Origin of the sequence: Clostridium sp. FP1, from assembly GCF_011065975.2 — a bacterium.
GTDB lineage: Bacteria > Bacillota > Clostridia > Clostridiales > Clostridiaceae > Clostridium_AD > Clostridium_AD tagluense.
This window is the reverse complement of sequence record NZ_JAAMNJ020000001.1, coordinates 1,604,203-1,622,871: the sequence shown is the minus strand read 5'-3', so window position 1 is coordinate 1,622,871 and position 18,669 is coordinate 1,604,203. Positions and strand designations below refer to the sequence as shown.

The window sequence follows — 18,669 nt, the reverse complement described above, 5'->3', positions numbered from 1 at the left end:
ACATAGACGCTAGTAGACTATTTATCTTAGAAAAAGGTCAAAAAGGTTGGCCTCATGATAACTTGTTAGAAAAATAATTTAAATTCTACAATACAAAAGAGCAGAAAATGATTAACTCATCTCTGCTCTTTTTTACCTAGTATATATGTTTGTATATCTTGTTTATTTGAAATGATTTACACTAAACTTTTCTTAATCTCTAATAAATAGTTCTTTCTTATAACAAGAAAATATATAATTTGAACAATCAACATAATCCCTATAATCTGTAATGCCGGTACAATTACAAGAATTTGTGCAGAAAGCCCACTCCTTCAGGTGTGGGATGGATAGCACTACTAAAATATACCTAGGTTTTGAAACGAGCCATATACTATCATTAATGTGTCAATTATGATGCTTGATAGTGAAATTCTTGAAGAAAATAATTAGTTTTTATATGTTGTAATTTATAATTTTTATTATAAATGAGAGTATAAAAGAAGTTATTTAGTATTCAAGAACCCCCTTCATTTATGCGTGGGAGTTTCAGAAAGAAGATAAGTCCTAATTCTCTTCTTCTAAATAAGGCCAGATCATACCCCTTAAGATTAGTATTGTTTTTTAGGCAATAAAAAAGAACCGATTAAATTACACCGGTTCTTTTAAGTGTTTATATTAAATCTATACTTAATTAAAGGGGGACTCTAATTAAAGTTTAATTACTTGCTATGTACTTATAATAACTATTCTCTGTGTCATTATAATGGCAAAAATAAAAATGAATTGTAAATTGTAAATTACATAATCCTCTTGTCGTTCTAATTAGCTAGTTCTTTTCTTAACTTTCTGATTTTCTCAATAGTTAATCCTGTCTTATTAGATATTATTTCATCGCTTAATACATCTAATAGATTTCTAGCTATTTCTACCTTTTGATTTTCTAATACAGTCCTCATTTCTTCCTTATAATTCATTCTAGCTTTTCTCTCATATTCATAAACTTCTCGTTCTTCTTTGCTCATATACATTATATCTAATTGTTCTACTGCCTTTTTTACAGCCTTGTCTTCTGCTAGTTCTTTTGGTATATGTTCTTTATCAAATTGATGAGCTTTGCTTAAAAAAGCCGTCCATCTATCCATAGCTGTCTTTATCTCATTATAATCTTTTTTGAACTTATTAAGTTCTATAAAGTGCAATTCAAATAAGTCGGAAAACTGATTTTTACTTTTTTCAATATACGGTTTTATAGTACTATGATAGTCTTCTTCGCATTCTAACTGCTCAAGGTTGAAATCAAGAATATGAATTCCTATAGTTTTCTTTAATTCTGCATATTGTTCTCCGCTCTCAATTTGTTCTGAAAATGCTTTCGACCAATAATAAAAAGCTCTCTTATCGTAAGCTCCCTGTTCTGCTATCTGCATCTCTATATCGTACCATTTGCCATCTTCATCTACTGCTTTTATATCTATTGTAGACATTTTTCCTTTAAAGTAACTTGCTATATTATAAGGATTTCTTAACTCAACATTAACTATCTGCTGGTCTTCAGATAATACTGAATTAATAAAAGCTATTAGTATATCTTTATTTTCTTCTGAGCCAAATAACTTTTTAAAAACAAGATCTATTTTCGGATTCAACCTACACATATAATCACTCCTCTTTATATTTAAAATACTATAAATACCATCTATTTAGTTAAACTAGATTGCTTATTCAGATAATATACAAAAATGTGCCTTTTTCTCTATTTCTCTTTTAACCTTATTTGCATGACGTTCATCAATTTCAAATGCATGTGGGAGCTGATTTTCTATGTACTTATTTACTCCCTTATAACTCCTTAACTCTTCAAGAAGATATTTATCCTCAGTTTCTACTATAGTTACTGTTCTAATCTTTATCTTACTGCTATCTTGTTTCCACTTTTCCAGGGTAGTTAATACATTACCTGGCATATTGTTTTTTGAATTTTCCAAAAGGAACTCAATTATCCACTCAATGGAAATATCACTATCAAGCGCTCTTATCATGGATTTAAAATTCAATTCATATATATTCATTAGATCTTCACATTTCTTCTCTGCAAATCTATCCAGATTAAGACAATAGCTTTCTTTCCTACTACCCTGTGGCACCATTATTTCAAAATTAGGCTGAATAATCATACCTGCATCTTGCAGGACTATATTATTTTTATATTCATTATTTACGCCTAGTACATGTGCTCCAAGTGCTGTTAATTTAAAATATTTTACCGCAATATATGAAACATCATAATCGTTATACCTTGCTTTAACTATTAAATCTACTATTCCAATAGTAGATAAATATTCAATGAAAACAACGTCTAAAAATCTTTCGGATACTTCCCAGCTGTCAATATCGTAATAATATCTATGGTAGTCATCATATTTTGTTATTGCTCCTACTGCTTTTACTAAAAAGTTTCTATTTGTTTTTTTAATTAACTCAGCAAGTTGCTTCATGTCAATCCACTCATCCATAGGGGCTTTCTTAATATAAGTTAAAATTGTTTTTCTACACCGGTCCAGCCTCTCTGTTTTTTCACTCATTAGCTTCATTTCATTTATTCTTGCTAGTTCATCCACCTCACAATTTAAATATATATCCAACAAATATTTGCATTTTTCTACCATATTTAACTCTACAAAATTTTCTGTATCCTCAGTTAATATAAGGCTTCTATTCTCAACTTCTAAGATTTCTCCAATCATTAGCAAATAGAATATACCATACAACCTAGTGGATTTTTCTATTGACTTTATTTCATCCATTCTAAAAATTTCTTTGTTTTTTAAAGCTTCATTCATTTTTACCAAAGCAGTTTTATTAGGTAATTGCATTGATTCAGTTACTTTTAAGTTGCTAGAATTAATAAGCTTTATTATAGACAAAAAATCTTTTTCAAAATCCTCTCCTATTGAAATATATTTAATATCTTTATCATACACATAATTTTCTATATTTATTTCAACAGGTTCAAACTTTATTTCTATTTCTTTTAACTGAGCTTTTAATAGCTTAAATACATTGCGGGGAATACTACCATTAATAAAAAATAGATTTGCTTTTGAATTCTCTGATAATATATGTCTCCTATAATTTCTATTCCTAGAACCTTCCTGCGAATTGGCATGGTGCTTTTCATATATACTATCTATTTCACTTGAGTCAATTGCACCTTCTCCTCTGATAAAGGCTTCCATTAGTTCTTTGTCTAAGTCACTTAGATTTTTCCATATTTTTAATATTTGAATTTCATCAGTGATTATTTTCTCTATAGCATCTACCATATCGGCTTTTCTTTTAGGTAGTGGTCTTATATCTGAAACTTTTAAATAATCAGTTAAGTTATATGTGGGTAATTGCTCTATTTGATTTCTAATTATTATATTCATGATTTACCGCCTTTTCTTACTCATCACCTTAGGTGCTGGAATATTGTTAATTTACTTTTAATCGCTAAAAAAATTATCTATTTTCAATAATATATCTATATCCTTGCTCTGTTAAAAAAAGCTGCCTTTTACTTGCAAATTCTTGTTCGCGACTATCCGCTGTAACTACAGAATAGAAATACGCCTTGTTATCTCCACCTTTAGGCCTTAATATCCTTCCCAGTCTTTGAGCTTCTTCCTGCCTTGAGCCAAAGGTACCAGATACTTGAACAGCCACATTAGCATCAGGTAAATCAATAGCATAATTTGCAACCTTTGAAACTACAAGAATTTTAACCTCTCCATTTTTAAATTTATGGTACAACTCTTCCCTATCCGCGTTCTTTGTTTTTCCCGTTATAAGCGGAAGATTAAGCTCCTTCGCTATTATGTTAAGCTGCTGCACATACTGACCAATTATAAGTATGCTATCATTTTTATGCACATTTATAAGATCCTTTAATACATCTATTTTACTATAGTTTTCTGAAGCTATCCTAAATTTCTTTGCACTTTCCCCTACAGCATATTCCATTTTAAGATTTTCTGGCATCGCCACTCTGATTTCTTTGCATTCAGCTGTTGCTATCCACCCTTGCTTTTCTAACACCTTCCAAGGCACATCATACTTTTTAGGTCCTATTAACGTAAATACATCATCTTCTTTTTTATCTTCCCGAACAAGAGTCGCAGTTAAGCCTAGTCTCCTAGTTGCTTGAATATCTGCTACTGCTCTAAAAATTGGCGCTGGCAATGTATGGACTTCGTCATATATAATAAAGCCCCATTTCTTATCATTAAACAATTTCATATGGGCGAACTCTGATACGGAACTTTTCCTATAGGTAAGTATTTGATAGGTAGTTATAGTTATAGGCTTTATTTCCTTTATTTCACCACTATATTCTCCTATATCTTCCTCTTTTATATTCATTTTATCAATTATTTCAGACTTCCATTGTCTTAGCGCTGTTATATTGGTAGTTAAAATTAAAGTTTCTGTATTAATTTTATCCATCGTGGCCATAGCTGTTATTGTTTTACCAGCACCACAAGGAAGGACAATTACTCCACTTCCACCCTTAGCCGTTCCATTAGCATAAAATATATCTGCTGCTTCTTTCTGATAATCTCTTATTGTAAGCGCGTCTCCATGTAGCGTCTTTTTTCTAAGTGTGGTGTCAAACTTTGCACCTTCAATGTACCCTGCTAAATCTTCTACTGGGTAACCAAGTTTAATTAAAAACTGCTTTATTGAACCTCTCATTAGAGAATTTATAATCACTTTGCGCTCATCTATTTTTTCTAATATATATTTATCCATAGATTTATAATTTAAAATTTCAGTCATTATGTACTTATCATCACATATTAATATTAGCCTATTATCTTCTTTTATTAACTTTATTTTTCCATATTTCTCTATATTATGTTCTATATCTTTTATTACATTCTGTGGCACTTCATATTTACTGTAGTTTTCTAAAATTTCCAATATTTTTTGTGAAGACATACCACTAGAAGCTGCATTCCATAAGGAAAGTGGTGAAATTTTATATGTATGTATATATTCTGGACTTTTTTCAAGTTCTGCAAATCTTGATACTTGATCTCTTACTTCCTCATATAAATCATTATTTACCTCTACTAATAAAGTTTTATCACTCTGAATTATTATTGGATTATTAGTGTTGTAACTCATAATTCCCCTCCTTAGGTGGCTAGTGCCCCTCACGTGGCAAGTGGCATCTTATTATATTATACTATTTTATTGAGAGAAATCAATTTTGCTTAAGTCCAAGCCTTTCATTCATATATTTCATAGTAAACACTATTAATATGATCATAGCTATTCCAAGTACCATATATGATTACCCATAGGAGAAAATTCACTAATTACTTTATGGAGTTTTCCTACTAGGATTTATAAAACATCGCTAAAAAAAAGTAACAAATATTTAACAAAAGTGTTGAATTGTATTTCTATATATGTTAATATTTAACATATATAGAAGATTCATTATAAACAACCTTCGATAAAGATTGATAAAAAAACAGCACCTTGCTGAACTTCTTGTAACCTCACATAAACAGTGTTATTTAATTCAACTCAATTCATAATCCAAAACACACCAGGTAAATCAGAATCCCTAATTATCCTACTTAATTTATTATAATTGTTTTGAGAATCAATTAAGGACTTGCTTTTAGTATGCATAGATTTTATTTGTGCAACTAAATTTGTATAACTATAGTTTCAAATATACGGCCATCCATATGTTCAAATAAAAATGAGAGGGAGTATGCCTATGGTAATATAGTACATTGGTCCTTACATCAATGATAGCATCGAAATCTAAATTAAAATTAAAAGGAGGATTATTAATTGAAAAAGACAGTTGCTTTTTTATTGGTATTTGTGTTTACATTTGGCATAACGGCTCAAGGAGCTACTTATCCTGGTGTGAAAAAGGATGATAGAATTGATAAAAAGAATAAGCAGGTAAGCATTTTGGATAAATTCACAAAAGCCTCGGGAAAATCAAAAAAAGAATTAAAAATCATCTGGAACGAAAAGAAGGGAATCCCTACATTTGTTACTGGTAATTTGTCAGAAAAGCCCGTTCAGAATGAAACTGATGCATTAAATTTCTTAAATGATAATAAGGCTCTATTTAATTTAGAGTATGGTAACTTTGAAATTGAAAGGGTTGATTCAGATAAATTAGGAACAAAACATTATAGATACAAATTATTTGTAGATGGTATACCTGTATATGGAACAGAATTAATAGTTCATACAGATAATAACGGCAATGTGTATTCAATTAATGGGCAAGCTGATCAAAGTATCCCAACTGATATATGGAATAACAAAATAAAGATTTCAGCTAGCAAAGCTATTAAAGTTGCAGAAGCTTATTTACACTTAGACTCAGATAAACTTGATTATACAACTAATAAAGTTGATGCTACAACTAATGAAGTTGTAAAAGATAATTTAGCCGTTAAGTCAAATAAGGTCATCTACAACTCTGAACCAGTATCAGTACCTTATTTATATAATTATAAAGGACAGTGGCAAGCAGTACAATTAGTTACTTTGCAATTTATGGGACCTAAGCCAGGCAACTGGAAAATATTCGTTAATGCAGAAACCGGTAATGTAATAGATTCCTTTAATGCTATTGATAATTCTGCTGCAACAGGAACCGGTGTGGGTGTAAATGGGCAGACAAGAAATTTAAACTTAGATTATACTAACAGCAAATATAGTTTAACTGATTTAACAAAGGGCGCAAGTATATACACTTATAGCATGGATAATAGCACTAATGATGAAAATCTTCCTGGAACACTTGCTACAGATACAGATAACAATTTTAACTCAGCTGTTCAGGGCGCTGCAGTAGATGCTCACTATAATATTGGTTTAGTTTATGATTTTTATAAAAATAACTTCAATAGAAATAGCTTTGATAATGCTGGTGCAACAATAAAATCTTCAGTACATTATGGATCAAATTACAATAATGCTTATTGGAATGGCGTTCAAATGGTATATGGAGATGGTGATGGTAGTAGGTTTAAGGCTTTATCAGCAGCTCTTGATGTTGTAGGGCATGAATTTACTCATGCAGTAACTGAAAAGACAGCTAATTTAGAATATAGAAGCCAATCTGGCGCATTAAATGAATCTATGTCTGATGTATTTGGGTATTTAATTGAAGGAGATGTATCGGATTGGCAAATGGGTGAGGATTGCTATACTCCAAATACACCTGGAGATGCACTAAGAGATTTAAAGAACCCTACATTATACGGCCAACCAGATAATATGAGTGCTTATGTTACTAAGCCTGAAACACAAGCTGGTGATTGGGGCGGAGTTCATACAAATAGTGGTATTACTAATAAAGCATTTTATCTTTTAGCTAGTACAATAAATGACAACTCCAAAACATCAAAAATCTATTACCGTGCATTATCAACATACTTAACTGCTACATCACAGTTTGACGATGCTAGAACCGCATTATTACAAGCAGCAACAGATTTATATGGAGCAAACGGGGCTGAATATACCGCAATTGCAAATGCTTTTACACAGGTTGGAATTGGTGGAACAGTTGTTGGCAATGACACATATGAACCAAATAATTCTACTGCTACTGCATACGGCCCAATAACAAGTGACACAGTTTACAATTCTTATATTTATTCATCAACAGATACTGATTATTACTATTTTAATACAACAGCACCAGGAGCTATAGCAGTTAGTTTAACTAACATACCAAAGGATTATGATGTATATCTACTTGATTCAAGTGGAACAACTGTTGCTAAATCAGAAACTGGAGGCACCTCTAATGAGAGTATCGCATATTCATCACCCGCTGCTGGTAAATACTATGTTAAAGTAATTGGTTACAGTGGAGCTTACAGTACAGCTGCTGCATATACTCTTAAGGCTAACTACCCAACTGGCACTAGTGCTAACCAATGGTACTATGAAACAAAGACAGCTGATTCACCTCACAACTATGCAAACAACTATAACAATACCTACACATATGCAAAGGCCGGAGCGCAAAAGGTTTCTGTACATTTCTCAAGACTTGAAACCGAAGCTGGATATGACTTTGTAAATATCAAAGATAAAAACAATAATGTCATATCAAAATATGATGGAACAAAGAGTGGATTCTGGGCACAAGTTGATGGTGATACAATTAACGTTAATTTAGTAACTGATGCCAGTGTCACTGCCTATGGTTATACAATAGATCAAGTTGGATATTATTCAGATAAGCAATTATCCCTTGATAAACCAGCTAATATAATGAAGGAACTTTTAGAACCAATGAGTATTTCTAATAAATAAATAGATTTAAAGCCGCTATCTGAATTTATGATAGCGGCTTTTGTTATATATCTACAATAGGTTTACAAGAATTTACCTCGCCTCTTATTCTCTCTTCAAATGATAAATTCATGCTATAGTTACAATTACTTTAATACTTCATTTGCATGTTTAGTTATATCTTCTCCACCATTTTCATACCACTGCGTTACAAACTTATCAAAATCACTTATAGGACGTTTTCCTGTAATTATATCTGCTGAATATTCTTTATATAAGTTATTTATAGAATCCCATTTAACAGAAAGTTCTTCTGGGATTATAAAATTAATATCTTCAGTATAAAGCTTATTAACATCTTCTACTGACTTGGTTCCTGCAGCTCCCAGTAGCGGTTTTGCAAGTTCTTTTCCTAGTGAAATTTTTGAAGGCTCCCAAAATTTCGCATACCATTCTTGTGATTTTTCAGTTAACTGGATTTTATTATCTTTAATTACATAATGCTCACCTTCAAAACCTAAACGATCTATCATTTGACCTTTCTCACTAGCTAAAAAGTCTAGAATTTTAAAGGAGATATCTTTATTTTTAGATGTAGAAGAAATAGCTATACCTCTATTTTCTTTAGAAACATCTATAGGTAAATATCCTTGAGCTTTTCCCTTTGCTGGTGGTAAAACCGTAAGTCCTGTAGCGTTAGCCTTTTTGACTTTACCTTCATAAATATCTATAACTTTTCCTGCTGTTCCAGCTATTATAGCAGCTCCATTTTCATAAAAAGCTTTTTCTTTTGTGTCCCATTTTTTAGTTAAGAATTCTGGATCTAGTATTCCTTCTTTATAAAGTTTATTATAAAAAGTTAACTTTTCTTTTTCGCTTTTAGAAACTTTATTAAAAATATATTTACCATTTTTATCTTTAGTCCAAGTGGATTTATTTCCAAAAGCTTGGTCAAATATTTCATCAATCTCTAAAGTATTCCCAGCAGCTGTTAATGCATAGGCTGGTGATCCTTTTCCACCTAAATTAGAATCTTTTAATTGTTTTAAAAATGCATAATAATTATCTATAGTAGGATCTTCCATAAGCTTTTTAGATGTACTTAATTTATTGAACCAATCACTTCTCATTACTGGCACCTTTGATGCAAGAGGTTTAATCCATAATAAGTAAGGATAGTTTGCGAGTCTCTTTTTATTTTGTGGTTCTAAATTAGGTTTTATATACTTAGATTTTTTTATATATGGTGTTAAGTCCTCGAGTAATCCTTGCTGAGATATCTGTTGGTCTCCTCCTTGGAAGTATATAATATCAGGAATATCTTTACCAAGTAACTTCAAATTTAATTTTTCAGCGTAGTTACCTGAAGGCATTTCTTCAAGTTTGATCTGAACTTTTGTTCCCTCCTGCGCTAGGCCCTTTTCTATAAGTCCTATATATTTTTGAGCTATAGGATCTTTGGGACTTACATCTTTCATCACCATTCTCACCACTATTGGCTCAATCAAGTTATTTTTACCCACCTCATCATCGCTTTTTGGTTTGCATGATACTAAACTCAGCGTACTTATAATTACAAGCATCAAAGCTATTGACTTTTTCATAATATCACCCCTAAGATTATTTTTTAAAAATACTATTTATTAAAACAGCTACTCCTTAACTCCTCCTTCCATTGTTCCCTTGGTGTAATTTTTAAGTATAAATGGATATATTAAAAGTATAGGAACTATTGCAATCATTATAGTTCCTGCTTGTAATGCCTTATAACTTAACTGAGATGCCTTATCAAAAGATAGTAGACTATTGGCCCCCAGCATTGATGTGGTATCATTTAACACCACAAACTGCCGAAGCACTAATTGTAATGGCCATTTAGCCGAATCATTTAAGTATATTGATGCTCTAAAATATTCATTCCAGTGAAAAACCCCATAAAACAAACCTATAGTTGCAATGGAAGACTTCGAAAGCGGAATTAATATTTTAAATAGAACAGTTAAATGTCCTGCACCATCTACCCTTGCTGCATCAATAAGTGCTTCTGGCACCTCTTCAAAAAATCTCATAAGTATAATTAAATAATATACATTTAGTGCCTTATATAAAATTACTGAAGAGTAAGTATCTAAAAGTCCTATGCTTTTAATTAGTAGATATTCTGGAATTAATCCTGGTTCAAATACCATAACAATTATTAAAATTACCATAAAGAATTTTTTTCCCACAAGACCTGGCCTTGTAAGTGCATAAGCTGCCATTATTGTTAAAGCTAAATTTAACGCAGTGCCTATTACAGTTATGAATACTGAGTTAAAAAGACTTTTCATAATCTGAGGATTAGAAAATAAAACTCTATAATTATCAAAAGAAAATCCCTTAGGGATAATGGTAAGCCCTGTAACTTCTTTTACGCGAGCAGGGTCCGTTAATGACAGTGCTAGTAAATTCACAATTGGTACAAGCATAGTTAAAGTAACAATAAACAGTAATATATAAAAGATGAAGCGACCTAAATTTTCTTTATTTTTCATATCATTCACCCTACCATAACCCTTTCCCAGATATTTTTTTAGCTAAAAAGTGTGTGGTAAAGATCAACATAATTCCAATTACACCTTTAAATAAACTTGCAGCTGTAGCGAAAGCATACTGACCATTTATTAATCCTATCCTATAAACATAGGTATCAAGTATATCAATTACACTTATAACCGAATCATTCATAAAATTAAAAACTTGATCAAAGCCTGCATTCATAAAAAATCCTAAATTCAAAATAAATACTGTAACTATCGTTGTTGTAAGTTCTGGTATTGTAATATGTATCATCTCGTCAAACCTAGATGCACCATCTATTCTTGCAGATTCATATAATGCAGGACTTATCCTCATTATAGCAGCTAAATATATTATTGAATCCCATCCCGCACTTCTCCACATTTCTGAAAAAACCAGGACCCATCTTATATATCCTTTGCTTGTCATAAAATCAATAGAGGGTATATTAAATATGTTCAAGATATTATTTACGCCCCCATTTGTTTGCGATAATAACTTAATCCATATACCTGTAATTACTACCCAAGAAAGAAAGTGTGGTAAATATACTACTGATTGTACATATTTTCTAAACTTTATCGATTTTACTTCACTTATAAGTAAAGAGAAAATTATTGGTATTGGAAAGAAAAATACTATTTTCATAGTACTTATTATTATAGTATTTTTAAGAACATGAAAAAAACTAGCAGAACTGAATAATGTTTTAAAATGCTTTAAGCCTACAAAAACATTATCTCCTATGATTCTATAATCTTGAAATGCAAGGGACATACCCGCTAAAGGTATTAAATGAAATATTATAAAATATATAAGTGGTAGTAAAAGCATTAGATATAGTACTCTATCTTCTTTTATTTTTTTCCACTTTGCTTTAAATTTATGTTTATCCTTTATTTTCGCCTTCTCCAATTGATTCCTCCCCTACTCTTTACAATTCAACTTTACTTTGTCGTTAAGCCTCTAATTTAACATATCTATCCATATTCTATCATTGACCTCAATATATTACCAACCTTTTTTATAAACATCCCTTAATTTAACAAAAAACCTATAGAACATTTTATTGTCCCATAGGTTTGCATTTATGTACCTATTATTAAAGTTTAAAATCTGCTGGATTCACACCAAGGTTTGAGCACATTTCTCTAACCAAAGCAATTTCATCTTTGTCAAAAGTTCCATCTGCAGCGCCTATTGAGCAACATACTGCTATTAATGTTTTTGCTGCATCTGGTTTGCTTTTCATTTTAGTAATTGCCTTCATGGCTTCTGCCTTTCCAACATTATAATCAAATGCAAACATATCTGCATAATGATTAAATCTGGCTAATACATCATTTAATTTGAAAACCTTTAATGACTCATTAAGATTAATGTACCCTACCATCTTTTGTTTTTCGTCTGAGCTTATATCTCCATCAGCACTTGCAATAAGTGCACAACCTGCTGCTATCGCTTCCATAAAATCTTTGTTTGCAAATTGTTTAATTCCTGCTTGTGTTTTATCCTTCTGTTCTCTTAACCAATCACCAATTCCCATAATTAACACTCCTTAAACTTTTTTATATTAATAAATTTTACTCAATCTTTATTTTACAAGTGTCTTGAATATAATTCACCTACACTTGTTACATTCTACATTTATTATATTTTTCCTGTATATTTTTAAAAATTTAATAAATTATTTACAATTCAATCCTACTCAAGTTTATTCAATTTTTAAATTTTTAAAATAGTATTTCTTATCTTCTTCTGAAATTTGTCCTATTACTTTACAAGGATTACCCACAGCTATAGAATTAGGCGGAATATCTTTAGTTACAACACTACCAGAACCAATAACTACATTATCGCCAATTGTAATTCCTGGATTTACTATAACACCGCCACCTAACCAAACATTATTCCCTATATTAATTGGAAATGCATATTCAAGTCCTGCATTTCGTGGTTCAAAATGAATAGGGTGGCCTGCTGTAAAAAGGCTTACGTTTGGTGCAAACATAACATTATCACCAATTGTAACCTTAGCACAATCTAAAATAGTGCAATTGTAATTGCTATAAAAATTTTCTCCGATAGAAATATTATAGCCATAATCACATCGAAATGGTGGTTCTATATAAAAATCATTACGAACCACACCTAGTAATTTTTTTAAAATTTCCTTTTGCTTATTCCCTTCGCTTGGGCGTAGGCTGTTATAGTCAAATGTCATTTCTTTCGCAGCTTGGCGTTCAGATGATAATTCTTCTCCAAATGCTTTATATGCTTTTCCACCTATCATTTTTTCTTTTTCTGTCATAAACATTACCTCCATCTTATTCTATTTAAATTTTTCTTCACTCAGTAAATCAACATAATCTTTGGCTTCCTTTAACCCAAGTCCAGTAAGCATCCTATATTTTTTTATTGCTCTAATCTTTTTACCTTCTAAAATATTTTTTTAATTCACATTAATAAATAGTCCTATGATAGACTGGTTATATTGTACAAGTTAACATTAACTGTAACATTTATTATACCATTATACCTAGTCAATTTCACAAGAAAAAAGAAACAGCTAGAAATGGCTGTTTCTATAAATTTATATTATTTTCTTTATTATCAATAAATCCACCCTTAATAAGCATCTCCTTAGCTTCATTGTATCCTAATACATAATCATTAGATGAATACTCTTTTTTATTTAGAGATTTCAAATTTAATTTTTTATAATACTCTTTTAAACCCTCTATATTTATTTGAGGTAGAATTATAAAATAGTCCTTATCATAAATATATGCATTTTCAGCTTCATAGTTTGATATTAATACTTCATGCACCTTTTCACCAGGTCTTTTACCTATAATTTTAACACTACAGTGTTCATTTCCAAATTCATCTTGTATAATACTGGCAATATCCACTATTTTATAACCAGGCATTTTCATTACAAATGTTTCCCCGCCTATACTACTCTTAATTGCTTTGAATATTAACTGTATTGCCTGCTTTAAAGTTAAGAAATACCTTGTCATTTCAGTATCCGTAATTGTAATTTCATTACCTCTCTTTACTTGGTCTATGAAATATGGCACAACGCTTCCATTAGTTCCTAATACATTTCCTGCCCGAATGCAAACAAATTTGGTGTTTTCGCTTATAGTACTGGCATGAATTATTAATTTTTCGCCAATAGCCTTTGTCATTCCATAAACGTTTATTGGCTCAACGGCCTTATCTGTAGAAACATCAATTACTTTGACAACGTTATTTTCAATTGCTGCATTAATAAGATTTTTGACACCAGTAATATTGGTTTTGATTGCCTCGTAGGGCTGCTCCTCACAAATAGGCACATGCTTTAAAGCCGCCAAATGAAAAATATACTGTACATCTTTTGTAGCTTGTTTTATTGAGTCATAATCCCTTATATCACCTATAATAAATTTTAACTTAGGATTATTAAATTTACGTTGCATATTGACTTGGTTTAATTCACTTCTAGAATATATAATTATTTGATTAGGATTCATTTGTAAGAGTTGAGTTGTAAGCTCATTTCCCCAGGAACCTGTACCTCCTGTAATTAAAATAGATTTGCCTTCAAACATATGATGTCCCCCCATTAATATTATAAAAATGCAAAGCTTTGCTTTTTACATACTGTCTGATATTCCTATTATCACCTACTTACAAAAAATATTGCGAATATAACTTACTATTTTTTAGCATCCAATCCTTTAATTCACTAACCATTTCTGTATAAGCAGGCAATTCTACAAAAAAATCTTTTCTGATACTAATGAGAGATTTATCATTTTGAACTCCATCAAAACATTTAATTAGTATCCTTTTATCGAATACAGAATTAATAATTTTTAATAACTCATATTTACTAATTGAAACTTTTGAAGTTAGATTATATAATCCACTTAAGTCATTTTCTATCATAAAATCCAGACACTTGCCTAGCTCCAGTGTAGTAACTCCCGACCAGATAACCTTGGAATATCCGCTAGCTGTGGCCTTTTGTTTCATAAACCAATGGAATAATCCTGTGCCGTTCTGTTTTAGTTCCGGTCCTATTATTGAAGTGCGGACTGTTAGGTCTTTATTATTATTTACTTCACCCAGTATTTTAGTTTTCGCATACAGATCTATTCCATCTGGTACAGAAATTTCGTTGTAATTGCCTGTGTCACCCGAAAAAACACAATCTGTACTTAGATGAATAATCTTAATATTAGTATTTTTAAATCTCTCTTCTAAGTATCTTGGTAAATAAGAATTAATAAATATAGTATTAGAAGGGTCATCTTCAGCATTTTTATTAAGGATTCCAATAGAATTGATTATGATATCTGGATTAAGCTCTACAATAATTGTGTTTAATAAGTTTAAATCATGTATATCTAATACTATGGAATTTTCTTCTAATTTAATAGTGTGGCATATATCATACACTACATATTTTTCTGATAAGGTTTTAAAATAGTTGCTAATCATATGCCCGGCCATACCTGTTGCACCTAGCATTAAAATTTTTTTCACATGCCCTCACCCCTAATTTGATAATAAAAAATTTACAACTTTACTAGAAACATTATTGTCACTATACCCATCTGGATAGCCCCAGCATTTATTTGCCTTTGCCATAAGCCTTGAACACATAATAATCTTCTCGTAATTAACACCTGAAACCACATTACTTCCACATTCAACTGTTTCTGGTCTTTCAGTAGTATCTCTAATTGTAATTGTAGGAACTTGGAATATGCAGCACTCTTCTTGGACCGTGCCACTATCTGTTAGCACACAGGCCCCATTTTTTTCAAGCTTTACAAAATCAAAAAAACCAAATGGTTCACTATAAATTATATTTTTATTTGCATTTAGAAAGCCGAATTCATCTATTTTGCTTTTAGTTCTTGGGTGAACACTAAAGATTATTTTACGATTAAATTCTTTTTGCACCGAATCAATAGCCTTTAGTATTATTTCTAAACGTTCTTTCACATCCACATTTTCCGCTCTATGAATGGTGGCCAATATATATCTGCCTTTTTCTAAATTTAAGTCCCTTAAAATATTGCTTTTTTCAATATTTTCATCATAATATCTCAGTACCTCAAATATTGGGTTACCTGATACAAATATTTTGTTTTTTGCTATACCATCTTTTAAAAGATTTTCCCTACTTCCTGCAGTATAAGGCATTGCATAAGTTGAAATTGCATCTATTATTCTTCGATTTTTCTCCTCTGGAACCTTTAAGTCAAAACATCTATTACCTGCTTCCATATGAAATACAGGTATGCCCAGTCTCTCAGCTATAATTGCGGATAAACCACTATTTGTGTCCCCCAGTATTAGTATTTTATCTGGTTTTTCACTTAATATAATTTCTTCTATAAGTTGTAGTAATTTCCCCACTTGCATGCCAAAACTATCCGCAGGTACTTGCAAATAGTAATCAGGTTTTCTTATGTTAAGTTCCTGAAAGAATATATCGTTTAACAGTGAAGAATAGTTTTGACCTGTATGAACTAAAACGTGATCACAGTTCTTGTCTAATTTTTTTATAATTAATGATAGTCTTATTATTTCTGGTCTAGTCCCTAGAATCGTCATTACTTTCATAACTAAATCACTCCTAAGTCTTTAACTTCTTCCATATACTTACCACATAATTCTTTTAGTTTAATAAGTTCATTTAAAAGAGTTATTCCTTGCTCTAGGCCTTCATCAACATAATTCATTCCCTCTTTTGCAAATACAAAGCAATATTTCATTAATTCCTCCTTGGTGACATTGCCTTTTACATATTCAGGTATTGCATTCATATTTACATGATTTTCAATTTGATCATAATAAAATTGTGCTATTACATAATTTTTTAATTGGTCTCTATTTTCAAATTGATTCCATTGAATTTCTGAAGCATACACTTCTTCTTTAAAATTTTTAATTATATAATCAAAAATTGAAACGGCTGAGGCTATTCTTTTTTGTAGGTTATGTGATAGATTATTTGAATGAATTCTATAATTTATTACTGCACCATCAATTTTTCCATAATTCCAATTATATTTTATAAACTGTAGTGAATTTAATGTATCTGCGGAAAAATCGTTATCTCTGTATATTATCCAATTTATTTTATTATCTTTAAAAAAGCTCAATCTATATAAACAATTCATAGGAATTACACCAGAGGCAGACTTGAAAATATGCTCAACAACTTTATTTTGTGAGCAAACCTGGTATTTCCATTGGTTAATTTTTATATTATCCTGATTTACTATATTGAAGTTACTATATACATAGTCCTTACTAGGGTTTTTCTCTAAATAGTCTACAAATTTATAGATAGCATCTCTTTCAGGGAAATCATCACAAGCAATCCACTGAAAATATTTTCCTTTTGCATCACTAATAATTTCTTGAATTGCTTTTGATGCTCCACCTGAGTTCACACTATGATATATTGCATTTATATTTTTATATTTTTCCTCATAATCTTTGATTATTTCTTCAGAACCATCCGTTGAACAATCGTCAATAAGTAAAATTTCTATATTTTTATAAGTTTGATTTATAAAAGATTCTACACATTTTGATAGATATTGTTTACCATTATAATTTGTAATTCCTATAGTAACTAATGGTTGTTCAATCATGGCAGTTTTTTTAGTTTGGAGTAGATTTGTAAATACTGACTTTAGTTTTTCTATTTGGTGATGAAGTTCAAAACCATTCAAAACAAATGAGCAATATTCTTTTGAATTATATTCATTGTCAGTTATCATATGGGCAGCTTCATTTATTGTGTTCCAAACTAAAGACTTAGGATATATGTTTCTTGCACCAACAAAATTATGAATTATAGGTTTTATTCCTTTTACCATAGCTTGCATAACACTCATGTTTTGAGATTCTAAGATACTTGTACATAGTATATAATTTTTATCTTCTAGCCATTTATCCAGATTATCCTGCCAGCCCTCATAAATTATATTATCTTCTAATCCGAATTCTTTTATCATTTGATTGAAATACAAAACATCTCTATGATCTTGAAACTTACCAGCAATAAATAATTTATATTGGTTATTTCTATCATAAATGCTTTTAAAAGCATGTAATAATAACATGGGCCCTTTTTTATAATTTATATAACCTACATAAGCAATATTAAATCCAGGTCTTCTCTCAGTAAATGTCCATTTTTCCTCATCAATACCGTTAGAAATAACTATTGCCTTTTCTTCATCTATGCTAAAATTTTCAATAACAAAATTTTTAATATGTTCTGCCACAAATATAATTTTATCCACGTTTTCCCAAGCAACATTAGCTGGATAATCTGTAAAAGCCTCATAACTGTGTATTCTACATATAATTTTCTTTTCTTTAGCAATATTAAGTTTACTTCCATAGGATATTAGTTCATCACACCACTCAAACCAGCATATATCAGCCCATTTCATTTCCTCATCAATTTGTTTGAAATCTGTTACAATTATCTTTTTAGTTTCATATTCACTTGATAATCCCATAATAATATCTTCCAAAAAGCTATCTAATCCCTGTTTTACAAAAAAAACAATGTTTTTTTTATCAGTTTTCTTAGAATTAAATTTTATATTACTGATGTTTTCCACTAAATTATACCTCCCTTCACTGTTTGCACTGGGTAACTTAAAAGTATTAATCCCCATTAACAGCTACCCATTAAAATCCATTTAGTACTTTGTTCTGAGGCACTATACAGTTTTAAATAACTAACTTACTAAAAAAATA

The 18,669-nt window shown here is 30.5% G+C and carries 13 protein-coding genes and 1 pseudogene; 1 reads left to right on the top strand and 13 read right to left on the bottom strand.

Going from position 1 to position 18,669, the window contains the following annotated elements:
* Positions 1-800 precede the first annotated feature (800 nt).
* From G9F70_RS07830 to G9F70_RS07820, 3 genes are all read right to left on the bottom strand, one after another.
* Positions 801-1,637: an Rpn family recombination-promoting nuclease/putative transposase gene (locus tag G9F70_RS07830; RefSeq protein ID WP_164945490.1), complete on the bottom strand. Its 837-nt coding sequence runs from the start codon at positions 1,635-1,637 to the stop codon at positions 801-803.
* A gap of 63 nt (positions 1,638-1,700) precedes the next feature.
* Complete coding sequence (locus G9F70_RS07825) at positions 1,701-3,410, bottom strand: helicase-associated domain-containing protein (RefSeq protein WP_164945489.1); 1,710 nt, start codon at positions 3,408-3,410, stop codon at positions 1,701-1,703.
* 73 nt (positions 3,411-3,483) lie between these two features.
* Complete coding sequence (locus G9F70_RS07820; protein WP_164945488.1) at positions 3,484-5,151, bottom strand: DNA repair helicase XPB; 1,668 nt, start codon at positions 5,149-5,151, stop codon at positions 3,484-3,486.
* A 684-nt stretch (positions 5,152-5,835) separates the two neighbouring features.
* Here G9F70_RS07820 and G9F70_RS07815 point away from each other — a divergent pair.
* Positions 5,836-8,337: a M4 family metallopeptidase gene (locus G9F70_RS07815; RefSeq protein ID WP_164945487.1), complete on the top strand. Its 2,502-nt coding sequence runs from the start codon at positions 5,836-5,838 to the stop codon at positions 8,335-8,337.
* A 125-nt stretch (positions 8,338-8,462) separates the two neighbouring features.
* Here G9F70_RS07815 and G9F70_RS07810 read toward each other — a convergent pair whose 3' ends face one another.
* From G9F70_RS07810 to G9F70_RS07765, 10 genes and pseudogenes are all read right to left on the bottom strand, one after another.
* Positions 8,463-9,920 (bottom strand): extracellular solute-binding protein, encoded by a 1,458-nt coding sequence (locus G9F70_RS07810; RefSeq protein ID WP_164945486.1) that lies wholly within the window; start codon positions 9,918-9,920, stop codon positions 8,463-8,465.
* A gap of 48 nt (positions 9,921-9,968) precedes the next feature.
* A complete protein-coding gene (locus G9F70_RS07805; RefSeq protein ID WP_164945485.1) occupies positions 9,969-10,850 on the bottom strand; it encodes a carbohydrate ABC transporter permease in 882 nt (293 codons plus the stop codon).
* 10 nt (positions 10,851-10,860) lie between these two features.
* On the bottom strand, positions 10,861-11,790 hold the full coding sequence (locus tag G9F70_RS07800; protein WP_224617467.1) for an ABC transporter permease: 930 nt from the start codon (positions 11,788-11,790) through the stop codon (positions 10,861-10,863).
* Between the two features lie 187 nt (positions 11,791-11,977).
* Positions 11,978-12,421, bottom strand: coding sequence for a tellurite resistance TerB family protein (locus tag G9F70_RS07795; RefSeq protein WP_164945484.1), 444 nt, complete (start codon positions 12,419-12,421; stop codon positions 11,978-11,980).
* A 168-nt stretch (positions 12,422-12,589) separates the two neighbouring features.
* Entirely contained in the window at positions 12,590-13,186 is a 597-nt protein-coding gene (locus G9F70_RS07790; RefSeq protein WP_164945483.1) for a sugar O-acetyltransferase, read from the bottom strand.
* A 21-nt stretch (positions 13,187-13,207) separates the two neighbouring features.
* Positions 13,208-13,306, bottom strand: a pseudogene (locus tag G9F70_RS07785) (ribosomal protein L7/L12); the annotation flags it as partial.
* Between the two features lie 154 nt (positions 13,307-13,460).
* Positions 13,461-14,477: an SDR family NAD(P)-dependent oxidoreductase gene (locus G9F70_RS07780; protein ID WP_164945482.1), complete on the bottom strand. Its 1,017-nt coding sequence runs from the start codon at positions 14,475-14,477 to the stop codon at positions 13,461-13,463.
* Positions 14,478-14,556: 79 nt separating this feature from the next.
* Positions 14,557-15,417: a dTDP-4-dehydrorhamnose reductase family protein gene (locus tag G9F70_RS07775; RefSeq protein ID WP_164945481.1), complete on the bottom strand. Its 861-nt coding sequence runs from the start codon at positions 15,415-15,417 to the stop codon at positions 14,557-14,559.
* 12 nt (positions 15,418-15,429) lie between these two features.
* The gene (gene wecB / locus G9F70_RS07770; RefSeq protein ID WP_164945480.1) at positions 15,430-16,506 is read right to left on the bottom strand and encodes a non-hydrolyzing UDP-N-acetylglucosamine 2-epimerase; all 1,077 of its coding nucleotides are present in this window, start codon (positions 16,504-16,506) and stop codon (positions 15,430-15,432) included.
* Between the two features lie 2 nt (positions 16,507-16,508).
* Positions 16,509-18,530, bottom strand: coding sequence for a glycosyltransferase (locus tag G9F70_RS07765; protein ID WP_224617466.1), 2,022 nt, complete (start codon positions 18,528-18,530; stop codon positions 16,509-16,511).
* Between the last annotated feature and the right edge of the window lie 139 nt (positions 18,531-18,669).